Below are 13,413 nucleotides of genomic sequence, written 5' to 3'. Positions count from 1 at the left end.
GCCGGTGCCGGCCTCCTCTCGTGGAGGGGGCCGGCACCGGCGTGTCCGGGCATACGAGAACACCGGGTCCCGCCCGGTGAGGGTGGCGGGACCCGGTGTCGTCAGGAGGTCACCAGGCGACCGGCATCCGGCTGATCTCCGGGTGCCAGGAGGGGTGTTCGTAGATCTCCGCCGAGGACTCGGCCAGGCGCAGGGCGGGGAGGCGGGTCAGGAGCGTGCCGTAGGCGACCTGGAGGCCGACCCTGGTCAGGTTGGCGCCCAGGCAGTGGTGGAGGCCGGAGCCGAAGGCGAGGTTGCCCCGGGACTCCCGGTCGAGGTCGAGGCGGTCGGGGTCGGGGTACTCGGCGGCGTCCCGGTTGGCGGCGGCACCCGCCACGACGACGCCCTCACCGGCGCGGATCAGCCGGCCGCCGATCTCGACGTCCTCCTTCGCGACCCGGGGCATCAGGTCCAGGGGGCTCACGAGGCGGGTCAGTTCGTCGACGACCGCCGGCAGGGCGTCGGAGCGCTCGCGGACGGCGGCGAGTTCGTCGGGGCGTTCCAGGAGCCGCAGCAGCCCGATGGTGATCATCGCCTTCACCGGTGACTGCCCGGCGACGAAGATCACGAAGCAGAGCTTGACCAGCTCCTCCTTGCTGAGGTCGCCGCCGCGCACGTACTTCTCGACGACACGGCTGACGGGGTCGTCGCCGGGGTGCTCGATCTTCTCGTCGACGAACTTCTGGAAGTACTGCTGGAGCGCGATGATCTGGTGGGCGATCTCCTGGCCGACGTCCCCGGCGTCGGTGGCCGAGCCGGACGCCTTCTCGCGGACCTCGCGGCTCGCGACGAGCCAGGATTGGAGGTCGGCGTAGTCCATGCCGAGCGCCCAGCAGGTGATGGTCCCGGCGAACGGCTCGGCGAAGGCGGCGACGAGGTCGGCGGTGTCCGCGCCGTCCGTCATGGCGTCGAGGAGTTCCTCGGCCTTCTTCCGCATCGCCGGGCGGAGCTCCTCCGCCTTGCGGAGGGTGAACTCGCTGACGACGGCTCTGCGCTGCGCGGTGTGCAACGGCGGGTCGAGGGTGTTCAGCAGCGGGAAGGCGCGGAAGCTCTCCAGGACCTCGGCGTAGATGGGGTATCCGGGGTGGGTGATGTCGGAGCTGAACCGGGTGTCGTGCAGGACGGCGCGAGCCTGCGCGTAGTCGCTGATCACCCAGATCGGGCCGCCGTGGTACAGCCGGCGCACGGCGGGACCGTCCGCCTCGCGCAGCGCGCCGTACTCCTCGGGGGGCAGGTAGGGGCACTTTCGCAGCCGTGGAAAGGAGTCGTCGACGGCAGGTGCGGGAGGTGACATGGTCGTCCTGTCTTTCACGTGTGGTTCGTGCCGGTCACAGAGGAGTCGGGCCCGGGGGTCAGGCCGACCAACGCAGCAGGCACAGTCCGGCCGCCATGCCCGCGCCGAACCCGGCGAGCAGCAGGAGTTCGCCGCGTTGGACCAGTCCGTCGCGGACGGCCTCGTCGAGGGCCACGGCCACCGAGGCGGCGCCCATGTTCCCGTACGTGACGAGCGGGGTGTGGGTGCGGGAGGCGGTGAGGCCGCAGCGTTCGACGAGTTCGCCGAGGAGGACGCCGTTGGCCTGGTGCGGCACGAAGTGGTCGACGTCGGCGTGGCCGGCCCCGGCGCGCTCCAGGATCTGGCCGACCAGGGGAGGCACGTTCGCCATGACGAAGTCGGCGACGCCCCGGCCCTTCATGCGCAGGTAGTGGCCGCCGCCGTCGACGGTGGCGCGCGAGGCGGGGGTACGGCTGCCGCCGCCCTCGATCCAGATCAGCTCGTGCGCGTCGCCGCGCCCCACGAGTTCGGTGCCGAGGATGCCGTACCCGTCGGCGACCTCGCCGATCACTGCGGCGCCGGCGGCGTCGCCGAGGAGGACGGCGGTGCCGCGGTCCTCGTAGTCGAGGAACCGGGAGTAGAGGTCGGCGCCGATGACGAGCGCGTGGCTGCCGGGGCGCTGGGCGACGAGGCCGCGGGCGATGTCGAGCGCGAACACGAAGCCTGCGCAGGCGATGTTGATGTCGAAGCAGGCGGCGCGGTCGGCGCCGAGGGTGTTCTGGACCAGCGACGAGGTCGGCGGCAGGGGGGCGTCGCCGGTGGAGGTCGCGACGATCAGGTAGTCGACGCGGTCGGCGGTGAGTCCGGCGGCCTTCAGCGCCGCGCTGCCCGCGTTGTGCGCGAGGTCGGAGGTCGCCTCGTGGGGGGCGGCGTACCGGCGGCCCTGGATCAGGGTGCGGCGGCCGATCCACTCGGCGGTGATGTTCGGGACGCGGCGCGCGATCTCCTCGTTGGTGATCTCCTCCTTGGGGAGGTAGGAGCCGGTGCCGAGGATGCCGATGCAGGTCACTTCGCCACCTCGATCGCGCCGGGGCCGACGGCCGCGAAGGGCCGCAGCGGGGTGATGCGCTCCTCGCCGACGCGGGCGCGCAGTTCGGGGTCGGTGACGCCGAGTCCGGGTTCGGGGGCCAGGCACAGCACGCCCACCTTGCCGATGTGCTCGTTGAGCTGGACGAGCCGGGTGGCCTCGCCGACCTCGCTCAGCGGGTACAGGGAGGAGAGCGCCGGCATGATCCGGCCCTGCGCGAACAGGCGCGCGCACTCCCACTGTTCGTGCAGGTTGGCGACGTGGCTCCCGATGATCCGCTTGAGTTTCATCCACAGGTACCGGTTGTCGTACTGGTGCCGGTAGCCGGTGCTGGAGCCGCAGGTGATGACGGTTCCGCCGCGCCGGACGGCGAACACGGACATGCCGAAGGTCTCCCGGCCGACGTGGTCGAAGGCGATGTGCGGGTCCTCGCCGGTGGCCTGCCGGATCGCCCGGCCGAGCTTCTTGCCGTCGGCGATGGCGTGCGCGAACTCGTCGTCGCCGTCGTGCCCGCCGAGCCCCAGTTCATTGCGGTCGATGACGACGTCGCAGCCGAGCGCGCGCAGCGCCTCGGCCTTCTGCGCGGAGCCGACGACGCCGACGGGTATCCCGCCGCCGTTCTTCACGAACTGCACGGCGTACGCGCCGGTTCCCCCGGTGGCTCCCCAGATCAGGACGACGTCGCCCTGCTTCATCCGCGCGCCCCGGTCGGAGACGAGCATCCGGTACGACGTTCCCGCGCAGGCCGGCACGGAAGCGGCCTCTTCCCAGGTCAGGTGGGGCGGTTTGGGGATGAGCTGGCTGGCGCGGGCGAGACAGTAGTGCGCGATCCCGCCGTAGTTGGTCTCGTACCCCCAGGCCAGCTGGTGCTCCCCGAGCATGCCGTCGCTCTGGGTGATGGCCTCCTGTTCGTCGATGACGGCCGCGTTGACGAGGACGTGGTCGCCGGTCTTCCAGTGCCGTACGGCGGAGCCGGTGCGCACGACGACGCCGGCCGCGTCGGAGCCGAGCACGTGGAACGGCTGGTCGTGCCGGGAGGCCCAGCCGCCCTGTTTGCCGACCGAGTTGAGGAACCGGAAGGTGGAGAGCGGTTCGAAGGTCGCCGACCAGACCGTGTTGTAGTTGATCGAGCTGGCCATGACGGCGATCAGCACCTCGTCCGGCGCCGGTTCCGGCATGGGGACGGCGCCGACCCGCAGCGTCTTGCGGACGTCCTTGTCGGCCACCCCCCGGAAGACGTCCTGGTCCTCGATCCGCAGATGAGCCGCGGTGAACTCCTCCGGCAGAGCCGCGTGTTCCAGATCCCGGGGGTCTCCACCCGCCAGGACCACTTCAGTGACAGAGGCCATGGGGACCCTTCCTCAGTACGGAGAGCCTCATTCGGCGATGGCCGTGCGACGCTCCCAGTGGTAGACCGCTACCTTTTCACCGTCGACCGTGGCGAATTCACCGTCGTGCACGAAGTGCTCATATCCCGCTCCCCAGCGGTGCTTGATCTTCTCCGCTATCACGGAGACGATCTGCTCCCGCTCCTTTTCCGGAAAATCCAGCGGCCCGCCGGAGAGAACAACCTTCAGCTGCGACATTTTCATGACCTCCCGGGGAGGAATTCGGACGGGTCCACGGAGACACGCAACGAGGCTCGCAGCCGCCCACTCCCCCGGACAACCCCTATTCCCCCGGCCCACCGAGCAGGGGTCCCCCACAGATCTACGGAGCGACCATGTCCGAGTCCGACACCGAACCGATCGTCCTCCTGGACGAGGAGTGGAACATGACGGGCACCGCCGCCAAGCGGGAGGTGCACCGGCAGGACACCCCCCTGCACCTGGCCTTCACCGCCTACGTCTTCGACGACGCCGGGCGGTTCCTCCTGACGCGCAGGTCCCCGGCGAAACGCACCTGGCCCGGTGTGTGGACGAACAGCTTCTGCGGGCACCCGCTGCCGGGCGAATCGCTCGAAGCGGCCGTCCGTCGTCGCCTCGCCGCCGAACTCGGCTGCACCGCCGAGCGGATCGACCCGGTCCTCGCGGCCGTGCGCTACCGAGCCGTCATGGACAACGGCATCACCGAGAACGAGGTCGGACCCGCGGTGCGCGTCCGGCTGGCCACTCCCCCGGTGCTCGACACCCGGGAGGTGGACAGCGCCCGCTGGCTTCCCTGGGCCCACCTCCTGGAGGAGATCGACCAGGACCGGGCCGAGCTGTCCCCCTGGAGCGTCGTCACCATCGAGCGTCTCCGCGCGCTCGGTCCGGACCCCTGGGCATGGCCGGTCGTCCCCCTCCGCGAACTGCCGCCGCCGCTGCGGACCTCCGCCTGATGCGCCCGGCCGCCGTACTCGACCTCGACGGCACGCTGCACCCGCGTACGCTCGGAGCGCAGGTGCTGCGCGAGTTGCTGAAGAGCAGAGCCGCGCACCAGGAATCGGCGGAGGCGACGTTGGCCGCCGTCGACAGCCTCGCCGACCGGTCGGTGTCCTTCCGCACCACGGTCGACGAGGTCTACACCCCCTACACGGCCGCGATCTCGGGCCTGCCGCACCGACTGCTCGTCCAGGCGGCACACGACGCCTGGCAGGCGGAACGGCACGCCGTGTTCCCGTTCGTCCGGCCACTTCTCGCCAGGCTCACCCGGCGCGGCCACCTGCTCGTGCTGATCTCCGGCAGTCCGCATGAGCTGGTCGCGGAGGTCGCCGCCGACCTCGGCATTCCGCATTTCTACGGAGCGCGAGTGGCGGTCGACGAGGGACTCTGCCAGGACCGGCTGGAGCAGGCTCCCGGCCACCCGGGCGAGAAGCTCCGCTGTCTGGCGCACCTCGCGGCCGTGGGCCGTCCAGTCGCCTTCGAACCCGACCAAGAACTACTGGCCGCCGCCCAGCTCCACGGCTGGCCCCACGCCGACCGGGCCACCGCGCTGCGCGTCTGCTCGGCGGTGTCCTGATGACACCCGTCGGCCGTGCGTCGCGGGGGTCCCCGTGTTGCAATGGAATGGTTCACCGAGACCAACATATTGATCGCTGGTGAGGTGTGATGAATCCTGCGGAAGCGGTGACGCGTTCGATCGCGCGCGGTGTACGGGACGCTCGCAAGGACCGGGGATGGTCGCTGGAGGCGTTGTCCGCGCGTTCCGGAGTGAGCAAGGGGATGCTCGTGCACGTCGAGCAGGCCCGCGCCAACCCGAGCATCAACACCCTGTGCCGACTCGCGGACGCGCTGGGTACGACACTGTCCCGGCTCGTCGAACCGGTGGAACTCCCGCCGGTCCGCACGGTCCGGGCCGGTGAGGGAGCCTGCCTGTGGCGCAGCGCGCACAGCGCCGGACGCGGTGTGCTGCTGGTGGGGTCCGAGCCGTCGTCGTCCCTGGAGATGTGGGACTGGACGATGTACAAGGGTGACAGCTACGGGGGTGAGTCCCATCTCCCGGGTACCCGGGAGACCGTGCACGTCCTCCAGGGGTCGCTGCGGATCGAGGTCCACGGGGAAGCGACCGTGCTGCACCGGGGGGATTCCGCGGTCTTCGCGGCCGACCACACGCACACCTACAGCCACACCGGTGACGGCAAGCTGCACTTCGTGCTGGCGGTCGCCCAGCCGGCCACCACCGCCCGCGCGACCGGTTCCGGGTAGCCCTCAGGACCGCCGGCGCCGGGTACGCCTCCTCCGATCCGTGCTCACGCGCTCCGCCGAACGAGAGGAAGTCCCCCATGAACCGCGTGCGGAAAGTCCTCCTGGTCAACGCCGGAACAGACGGCGACGTGTCCTCGATCGCCAACGACGGCACCTTCCCCGCGCTGGGAGTGGTCTCGCTGGCCACCGTCCTGCTGCGGGACCACCCCTACCTGGACGTGATCGCGCTGGACGGCCAGATCACGTCCATGGCCGAGACCGAGCGGATCATCCACGACTTCGAACCGGACGTCCTGGGGGTGAGCGCCCTCGGCACCTCCTACGCGAACACCCTGCGCCTGGCCGAGACCGGGAAGAACGCCGGAGCCGTGACCATCCTGGGCAACGACCAGGCGGCGGTCATGGCCCGCCAGATCCTGACGCACCGGGAGTACGTGGACTACGTGTGCGCCGCGGACGTCGGCGAGTTCGCGCTGTCCGCCTTCGTCGACGCCCTGGACGGCGAACGGCCGCTGGAGTCCGTACCCGAACTCCTGTACCGCACCCCGGCGGGTATCGCCCACAACCGACTGCCGGAGATCCCCGCACCCCGCGCCGGCGGCGCGCTGACGAGCAACGTCCTGGACGCGATACCCGTACCGGACCGCTTACTCATGCCCCAGGCCAACTGGGAGCGGTACCGGCACAACTACCTGGCCAGGTACGGGGGTCTGCACGACGGCGAGGAGGTCACCGGGGTCACCACCATCAACCGGGCCCGGGGCTGTGCCCGGGTGAAACACCCCTGCCATTTCTGCGGTATCGCCGACCTGAGCCTGCGCTTCTCCTCGCCCGAGGTGTTCTGGCACGACGTCGCCGCCGCACAGCGGCAGGTCGCGGCCACCATCTTCTACGAGGCGTTCGACAGCATGAGCAGCTCACCCCGCTGGATCGAGCGGCTGGTCGAGGCCAGGCCCGACGGCATCGGGGAACCGAAGTTCTTCGTCTACACCCAGGCCGCGGAGACCACTCCCAGAATCGTCGACCTGTACCGCAGGCTCGGTGTGTACCGGGTCAACATGGGTCTGGAGTCCGGCGACACCCGGATGCTCAAGCTCCTGAAAGGGCCGCGCGACAGCCTGGAGAACAACCGGCGTGCCTGCACCCTCTTCAAGGAGGCGGGCCTGCCCATCTACGGCTCCCTCGTCCTCGGCGGCCCCGGGGAGAACGGGGAGAGCCTGGACAACACCGTCGCCTTCGCCAGATGGCTGATCGACAACGGGATGATGGCCGCGCTGGAGGCCCAGCCCCTCTACCCCGACTTCGGTGCTCTGACCGGCCGTTGGATGATGAACCCCGGCCTTGCGCGGGCCGCGGCGAAGGACAAGGGTTTCGAGATCCTCGACGACGAGCTGCTGGACTCCATGCCGGACAAATACGGCCGCACCGATCTCATCGACTTCGACGAGATCTCCATGGACTGGTGCCGGATCTTCAGCCATGTCGGCTGGGACGAACTCATCGACGCCACCCGCGCCATCCGCGGCTACGCCGATCGCCACGGCACCGTCTCCGGCTCCGCGCGCATCTCCGACGGCCAACTCGCCTGAGCACGAGCACGAGTCCGCGTACGAGTCCGCGCGCAAGCCTGCCCCGGCCCCCTCTCCCCGACCGGACCCGCCGAGGAGCCGATGTGCTCACCCTCCTGCTCGCCACCGCCCTGTCCTGCGCCCTCGTGGTGCTGACTCCCGGCCCCGGCGTGCTCACCGCGCTGCACATCGGCACCGGAAGCGGACGCCGTCCGGCCGCCCGCTTCCTCCTCGGCCACCTGGCCGGCGACCTCCTGTGGGCGCTGCTCGCCCTGATCGCCCTGCGCTGGGTCCAGCTCCTGTCCCCCGTGGTCTTCACCGCCCTGACCGCAGCCAGCGCCCTGTACCTGGTCTACCTGGGTGTCCGGGCGCTGATGTCGGCCTCCGCCCCCGGCACCCCCTCCGCCTACGCGCGCCGGCCGCTCGCCCACGGCGCCGTCTTCGGCCTGACCAACCCCAAGAGCTACCCCGTCACCCTCGCCGTCTTCACCTCCGTCATCGCCGGGAACATCGGCCTCCTCACCGCCGCCACCGTCCCCCTCTTCCTCCTGGCCGCCGCTCTCGGCTGCGTCGCCGCCGACGCCGTCCTCGTCTGGCTCGTCGGCCTGCGCGCCGTACGCGAGCTGTACACCCGTGCCGCCCCCTGGATCACCCGCGGCGTCGCCTTCCTCTTCTTCGGCTTCGCCGCCTACTCCCTCGTCCACCTCATCTGACCCCACGACGACCGGAGAAACTCGCCGACGGAGGCGGACTGTGTGACGCCCCGGTGAGGAAGACGGTTTCCATGGAGGAGAGGCCGAGTTCCGCGAACGGTGTCAGCGGGTCGATGCCGGTCTCGGGGAGGTCGAGGAACTCGGCGAGGTGGCTGCGCGGCCAGTCGGTGACGGCAGTCAGGTCGGTCATGCGAGGTCTCCGTTCTTCTCGTACCGCTCACGGCGCGCGCCGCGCCGGACGCGGAGGACGTCGTGGACGCGGAGTCCGTGGTGGCCGGCGACTGCCCGCCGGACGCGGGACGCGAGCCCGGCGCTCCCGGGACCCGCCAGTTCCACGGCGCCGACGAGGCGCGGCTTCGCCGAGCGCGGTCCGGACGGTGTCCTCGATGTCGGCCGGGGAGTGGTTGGCGCCGTTGACAAACACCTGGCCCTCGTACGGGAATCCGAGGTCATCGGTGCGCAGCCGGCCGTCCCGGAAGCAGCCGCCGGAGACGTTCGGCCCGCGCACCTGGAGTTCCCCCACCCGCCCGGCGCCGCCGGCCGGACCCGCCCCGCCTCCGAACGCACCACCCCCCGGCGCGACCCGGCAAACACCGATCAGTACCCCGCTCCAGAACGAGACACCGAGAGAGAACGACCCCTCAGTGAGCACAAGTGGGCATCCGTCGGCCTGGAAAGTGAGCTGTCACCGGCCCAATGATCCATCTGCCCCCGGCGATCGGGCCGGGAAGGAAATCAGGGAGTTTCCGTATGCGCATCCTTCGAAAGCGAACAACCGCACTGCTGCTCGGCGCCGCCACCCTGGGCAGTCTGCTGATGCCCGTCTCCGCTGTCGCGGCGGCGGCCTCACCGGCGCGGCAGGGCGCAGGCACAGCGGCGACTCAGGCTCAGGCCGCGCCTCAGGCGGGGACAGCCCTGGCGGCCGGCCCCAAGATCGACGTGACATCGGCCGTCCTGGACATCTCCGACCGGATCTACGACGTCATCACCGACGCCATCGAGCGGAACCAGAACCGGTCGGGCTATGTGAAGAGCCTGCGGGAGGGCGCGTTCTACGACGCGGGCCAACGCTACAACGTCATGGTGATCAAGGCGGACCACCGGTACGACTCGAAGTTCAAGCGCATCGTGTACGACGCCAAGGTGAAGGGCGGGAAGTACCCGAAGTACCGCGTCGTCGTCTTCGAGTCCGGTGTGGTCGTCAACAAGGGCGACGGCGGCTACATCAACTGGGCGTTCCGCGGCTGGTTCAAGCGCGACGGCATGAAGGTCACCTTCCGCAAGCGGTGAGTCCGCCTGCCGCCACCTCCACCGTCGCGATCGAGAGGAAGAGTCACATGAACCGCCCGCATCTGAGGACATCGCTGGTCGCCCTGCCCCTGGTCACCGCGGCGCTGCTGAGTGCCGTGGCCCTGCCGGCGCACGCGGCGAACCCGTCCGTGGAAAGGCCCGTGGCGATCGCCGCCGACGCGCCGACGCCCAAGGTGAGCGTCCACATGGACAAGGGCGCGCACGGTGTCCGGGTCGCCGAAGCGATCAGCAAGATCAAGGAGAAGAACCGCGGCGAGTTCGTCAAGAAGGCCGTCAACGCGGCCTTCATGCAGAGCGGCCGACGCTACAACGTCGTGATCATGAACCTCAGTCAGGACTACGACGAGAGGCTCCAGGGCGAACGGCTGTACGCCAACATCCGTTACGGGTCCATCAATTACGGGCTGTGGATCGCCGACAAAGGCAAGTTCGCCAACAAGGGCGACGGCGGCTACATCAACTGGGGTTTCCGCGGCTGGTTCAAGCGTGACGGCATGACCGTCACCTTCCGCCGCCCGTGAACCGTCGTGCACCGACATCGAGAAGGGACCCGTACATGAGGATCAGGCAACGAGCCGCGGCCTACGGCGTCGCGCTGGCCACGCTGTCCGGCGCACTCACCTTCATGACCCCGCAGACCGCCATGGCCGCCGACATCTCCGTCTGCGACCTCGGCAAGAAGGTCAGGGAGTTGCGCGCCTGGGACGCCAACCACAAGTACAACATCGTCGTGTGGAAGGAATCGGCCCGCAAGAGCAGCCGGTTCAAAGGTGTCGTGGTGCAGGGCCATACCCGCGCGGTGCCCTGCAAGGACTTCTCGGGCAACAAGAGCAACTACTTCTGGGCGGTCTTCCGGGAGGGCGAGTTCACCCGCAAGGGAGACGGCGGCTACCGCAACTGGGCCTTCTCCGGGAAGTTCACCCGCAACGACAAGTACGTGAAGTTCCACCGCCGTTGACCTGGCCCGGCGATACGAAGCAGCAGTGCGCCACCACCTTCCCGACAAAGGAACCCGTGACATGAAGACCGTGCACAAGACCGGTGTCCGCGGCCTCACCCTGCTGGCGCTGGTGGGTGTTCTGAGCGTGACCGTGCCGCAGACCGCGACGGCGAGCGACTACCTCAAGCCGTGCGACCTGAGGACGAAGATCGACGAGCTCCAGGGCTGGGGCTCGCACATGAACTACAACATCATCGTCTACAAGGCGTCGGCCCAGAAGTCCAGCAAGTTCAACAAGATCGTCACCCAGGGGAAGACCAAGGCCACGCCGTGCGGCCATGTCTTCGGCTCGGCCACCTACCACTGGGTGGTGTTCAAGGGGAGCGGCACGTTCACCCGCAAGGGAGACGGCGGCTACCGCAACTGGGCCTTCTACGGAAAGTTCACCCGTAACGACAAGGTGGTCAAGTTCCACAACCGTTGATCCGCAGCGGCGACGAGGGGCGGGACGCCATCACCGGCGTCCCGCCCCTGTCCGTGTGTGCCGTACAACGGCACACCGGCCGCATGCAACCCGGACGGGGCGTGGGACATCTTGCGGGGCGTGGACACCCGAGAGGACTCGCAGGAGTCCGAGGAGCGGCAGCCGCCGTTCTTCCGGGGCGACTTCGAACCTGGAGACCAACCGTCATGGCATCGTCGAAGAGCGGGGTCGACCACCCCGTGACCGCGGTATCGCCGGCCGTCCTGGGGAGCCGGCTGAACGCGGCCCGACACCGGGCCTTCGTCGGCAGGACAGCCGAACTGAACCTGTTCAGGAGGGTTCTGGCCGACGGCCCCGACACCCGGCCCGTGCTGTACCTGCACGGGCCGGGCGGGATCGGCAAGTCGACGCTTCTGCACCGATTCGCGAGGGAGGCGCACAGCGCGGGACGGACCGTCGTCACCGCGGACGGACGTGCGCTGGAACCGACGCCCGAGGCGTTCACCGCGGCAGCCGCCGCCGCGCTCACCGAGCCGGAGGCCGTTCTCCTGGTGGACGCCTTCGAGCGGTGCCAGGGACTGGAGGGCTGGCTGGTGGAACGGTTCCTGCCGCGGCTCCCGCTGGGCACCACCGTGGTCGTCACCGGCCGCAACCCTCCCAGCCCGCGCTGGACGGCGGAGTGCGGTTGGACGGATCTGCTGCACACCGTGACCCTGCGGAATCTCGCCCCGCACGAGTCGGCGCTGTTGCTGCGGCACCGCGGTGTGCCCGAGCGGCTCCACGACCGGCTGCTGTCCTTCACGGGCGGCAATCCGCTCGCTCTGTCGCTGGCGGCGGCGGTCGCCGTGCAGGACGGTGCCGTGTCGAAGGACTGGGCACCGCCGCAGAACGTCGTCGCCACTCTGCTGCATCAACTCGTCGGGGACCTGCCGAGTCCGGAACACCGCAGGGCGCTGGAGGTGTGCGCGCACGCCCGCGTCACCTCCGAGGCCCTGCTGCGCTCGGTGCTGGGTGACCGGGCGACCGATCTGTTCGCGTGGCTGCGCCGACAGCCCTTCGTGGAGTCCACCCTCGCCGGTCTCTGCCCGCACGACGCCGTCCGCGAGGTGCTCAGCGCGGACCTGCGCTGGCGGGACCCGGACGGCTTCGCCGACATGCACCGCCGGCTGCTGCGGGCCCACCTCAAGAAGATCCGGTCCGTCCCCGAGACGCAGTTGCTGTCGGCGGTCGCCGCCCTGCTGTTCCTGTTCCGCGCCGACAAGCAGATGTCCCGGCTCCACTCCTGGGACGGCGAGGGCCAGGTGCAGGAGTCGCTGTACGAACCCGCCCACCGGGAACAGGTGATGCGGCTGGCCCGGCGGGCGGAGGGAGAGACCTCGGCCGCTCTCGTCGCGTTCTGGCTGGACCGTTCCCCGGAGGCGTTCCGCGTTCACCTCTCCACCCGCCTCAACACCGTGGTGGCCTTCTCCGCCTGGCTGTATCTCCAGGAACCCGTCGGCACGGACGTGGATTCGGTCGTCGCCGCGGCCTGGGACCACGTGCGGGCGGCCGGACCGCTGCGGACCGGCGACGGCGTGGGCATCGCCCGCTTCTCCGTCGCGCCGGACGAGGGCGGTACGGCGTCGGCGTCACCCGACCTGATGCGGGCTCGGGCCATGGGGGAGATCGTCCGTGCCGACCGGCTGGCCTGGTCGTTCGTCGTGGTTCGCCCCGACACCGCCGCCGACGAGCCCTTCCGGCACTTCGACATGCCCCCCGTCCGCCACCGGCCACGCACCGGTCACCGCGCCCACCTGCTCCTCGCCCGCGACTGGCGTACCCATCCGGTGGACTCCTGGCTGGAGGAGCGGACGAAGCTGATGCTGTCCGGTGCTCCCGCGGGGGACACACCGTCGGACGAGGGTCAACTCACGGTCCTGTCCCGGGCGGAGTTCGACTCGGCGGTCCGGGACGCCCTGCGCAGCCTGCGCGACCCCGAGCGGCTGGGGCGCAATCCGCTCAGCCGCAGCAGGCTCGCGGCCGAGCACGGGGGCAGCATCGGCTTCGCGCTGGACGAAGCCGTCGAGGCGCTGCCACGGGCACGCGGCGGTGACAAGCGGCATCGCGCGCTGGCGGCGACGTACCTGACGGGTTCGTCCACCCAGCAGGCAGCAGCCCAGCGTCTGCACCTTCCCTTCAGTACGTACCGCAGACATCTCAGCGCCGCCGTGCGACAGGTGTGCGACTACCTGTGGCAGCAGGAGGTGCACGGCACGTCCGGTCCGTTACCCGCCGGCCGAGGAGAGCCTCCCGCCCGGAGCCTGCCGGTGCCCGTCGGCGGGTGAGCCGTCCGGCCGGCCGGCACGGGCGGTGCCGCCGTGCCGGCCGGCCGT

General features: G+C 70.1%; 15 protein-coding genes. 10 read left to right on the top strand and 5 right to left on the bottom strand.

The window, feature by feature from the left end:
* Positions 1-109 precede the first annotated feature (109 nt).
* From ABZX85_RS37005 to ABZX85_RS36990, 4 genes are read right to left on the bottom strand one after another with little or no spacing between them, the layout of a single operon-like run.
* A complete protein-coding gene (locus tag ABZX85_RS37005; protein WP_355878943.1) occupies positions 110-1,333 on the bottom strand; it encodes a cytochrome P450 in 1,224 nt (407 codons plus the stop codon).
* 58 nt (positions 1,334-1,391) lie between these two features.
* Positions 1,392-2,381, bottom strand: coding sequence for a ketoacyl-ACP synthase III (locus tag ABZX85_RS37000; protein WP_355878940.1), 990 nt, complete (start codon positions 2,379-2,381; stop codon positions 1,392-1,394).
* Positions 2,378-3,748, bottom strand: coding sequence for a crotonyl-CoA carboxylase/reductase (ccrA, locus tag ABZX85_RS36995; RefSeq protein ID WP_355878937.1), 1,371 nt, complete (start codon positions 3,746-3,748; stop codon positions 2,378-2,380). The genes ABZX85_RS37000 and ccrA overlap by 4 nt, the downstream gene beginning before the upstream one ends.
* Positions 3,749-3,775: 27 nt before the next feature.
* The gene (locus tag ABZX85_RS36990; protein WP_355878934.1) at positions 3,776-3,985 is read right to left on the bottom strand and encodes a DUF5988 family protein; all 210 of its coding nucleotides are present in this window, start codon (positions 3,983-3,985) and stop codon (positions 3,776-3,778) included.
* Positions 3,986-4,122: 137 nt separating this feature from the next.
* Here ABZX85_RS36990 and idi point away from each other — a divergent pair, with 137 nt between their 5' ends.
* From idi to ABZX85_RS36965, 5 genes are all read left to right on the top strand, one after another.
* Complete coding sequence (gene idi, locus ABZX85_RS36985) at positions 4,123-4,719, top strand: isopentenyl-diphosphate Delta-isomerase (protein WP_355878931.1); 597 nt, start codon at positions 4,123-4,125, stop codon at positions 4,717-4,719.
* Positions 4,719-5,339, top strand: a complete 621-nt coding sequence (locus tag ABZX85_RS36980) for a haloacid dehalogenase-like hydrolase (protein ID WP_355878929.1) — start codon at positions 4,719-4,721, stop codon at positions 5,337-5,339. The genes idi and ABZX85_RS36980 overlap by 1 nt, the downstream gene beginning before the upstream one ends.
* A 107-nt stretch (positions 5,340-5,446) precedes the next feature.
* Positions 5,447-6,025, top strand: a complete 579-nt coding sequence (locus tag ABZX85_RS36975; RefSeq protein WP_355878926.1) for an XRE family transcriptional regulator — start codon at positions 5,447-5,449, stop codon at positions 6,023-6,025.
* A gap of 77 nt (positions 6,026-6,102) precedes the next feature.
* Positions 6,103-7,614, top strand: coding sequence for a radical SAM protein (locus tag ABZX85_RS36970; RefSeq protein WP_355878923.1), 1,512 nt, complete (start codon positions 6,103-6,105; stop codon positions 7,612-7,614).
* A gap of 83 nt (positions 7,615-7,697) precedes the next feature.
* On the top strand, positions 7,698-8,306 hold the full coding sequence (locus ABZX85_RS36965; RefSeq protein WP_355878920.1) for a LysE family transporter: 609 nt from the start codon (positions 7,698-7,700) through the stop codon (positions 8,304-8,306).
* On the opposite strand, the gene ABZX85_RS36960 is transcribed toward ABZX85_RS36965, so the two are convergent.
* Complete coding sequence (locus tag ABZX85_RS36960; protein ID WP_355878917.1) at positions 8,299-8,496, bottom strand: hypothetical protein; 198 nt, start codon at positions 8,494-8,496, stop codon at positions 8,299-8,301. The genes ABZX85_RS36965 and ABZX85_RS36960 overlap by 8 nt on opposite strands.
* A gap of 560 nt (positions 8,497-9,056) precedes the next feature.
* Here ABZX85_RS36960 and ABZX85_RS36955 point away from each other — a divergent pair.
* The 5 genes from ABZX85_RS36955 (at position 9,057) to ABZX85_RS36935 (ending at position 13,365) form a co-directional block, all read left to right on the top strand.
* Positions 9,057-9,596, top strand: a complete 540-nt coding sequence (locus tag ABZX85_RS36955; protein WP_355878915.1) for a stress protein — start codon at positions 9,057-9,059, stop codon at positions 9,594-9,596.
* A 47-nt stretch (positions 9,597-9,643) separates the two neighbouring features.
* Positions 9,644-10,138, top strand: a complete 495-nt coding sequence (locus ABZX85_RS36950; protein WP_355878913.1) for a stress protein — start codon at positions 9,644-9,646, stop codon at positions 10,136-10,138.
* Between the two features lie 35 nt (positions 10,139-10,173).
* Positions 10,174-10,575: a hypothetical protein gene (locus ABZX85_RS36945; protein ID WP_355878911.1), complete on the top strand. Its 402-nt coding sequence runs from the start codon at positions 10,174-10,176 to the stop codon at positions 10,573-10,575.
* 61 nt (positions 10,576-10,636) lie between these two features.
* Complete coding sequence (locus tag ABZX85_RS36940; protein WP_355878908.1) at positions 10,637-11,041, top strand: hypothetical protein; 405 nt, start codon at positions 10,637-10,639, stop codon at positions 11,039-11,041.
* A gap of 206 nt (positions 11,042-11,247) precedes the next feature.
* A complete protein-coding gene (locus ABZX85_RS36935) occupies positions 11,248-13,365 on the top strand; it encodes an ATP-binding protein (protein WP_355878906.1) in 2,118 nt (705 codons plus the stop codon).
* Positions 13,366-13,413: the final 48 nt, after the last annotated feature.

It is taken from the genome of Streptomyces sp. NPDC004539, assembly GCF_040610055.1.
In the GTDB taxonomy this organism is placed as follows: Bacteria; Actinomycetota; Actinomycetes; order Streptomycetales; family Streptomycetaceae; genus Streptomyces.
This window is presented reverse-complemented; position numbering and strand designations above follow the sequence as displayed.

Bases quoted from the DNA above. Each gene is read 5' to 3' on its own strand.
- ABZX85_RS37005 (WP_355878943.1), bottom strand. From the start codon at position 1,333: ATGTCACCTCCCGCACCTGCCGTCGACGACTCCTTTCCACGGCTGCGA.
- ccrA (WP_355878937.1), bottom strand. From the start codon at position 3,748: ATGGCCTCTGTCACTGAAGTGGTCCTGGCGGGTGGAGACCCCCGGGAT.
- ABZX85_RS36990 (WP_355878934.1), bottom strand. From the start codon at position 3,985: ATGTCGCAGCTGAAGGTTGTTCTCTCCGGCGGGCCGCTGGATTTTCCG.
- idi (WP_355878931.1), top strand. From the start codon at position 4,123: ATGTCCGAGTCCGACACCGAACCGATCGTCCTCCTGGACGAGGAGTGG.
- ABZX85_RS36980 (WP_355878929.1), top strand. From the start codon at position 4,719: ATGCGCCCGGCCGCCGTACTCGACCTCGACGGCACGCTGCACCCGCGT.
- ABZX85_RS36970 (WP_355878923.1), top strand. From the start codon at position 6,103: ATGAACCGCGTGCGGAAAGTCCTCCTGGTCAACGCCGGAACAGACGGC.
- ABZX85_RS36960 (WP_355878917.1), bottom strand. From the start codon at position 8,496: ATGACCGACCTGACTGCCGTCACCGACTGGCCGCGCAGCCACCTCGCC.
- ABZX85_RS36955 (WP_355878915.1), top strand. From the start codon at position 9,057: ATGCGCATCCTTCGAAAGCGAACAACCGCACTGCTGCTCGGCGCCGCC.
- ABZX85_RS36950 (WP_355878913.1), top strand. From the start codon at position 9,644: ATGAACCGCCCGCATCTGAGGACATCGCTGGTCGCCCTGCCCCTGGTC.
- ABZX85_RS36945 (WP_355878911.1), top strand. From the start codon at position 10,174: ATGAGGATCAGGCAACGAGCCGCGGCCTACGGCGTCGCGCTGGCCACG.
- ABZX85_RS36940 (WP_355878908.1), top strand. From the start codon at position 10,637: ATGAAGACCGTGCACAAGACCGGTGTCCGCGGCCTCACCCTGCTGGCG.
- ABZX85_RS36935 (WP_355878906.1), top strand. From the start codon at position 11,248: ATGGCATCGTCGAAGAGCGGGGTCGACCACCCCGTGACCGCGGTATCG.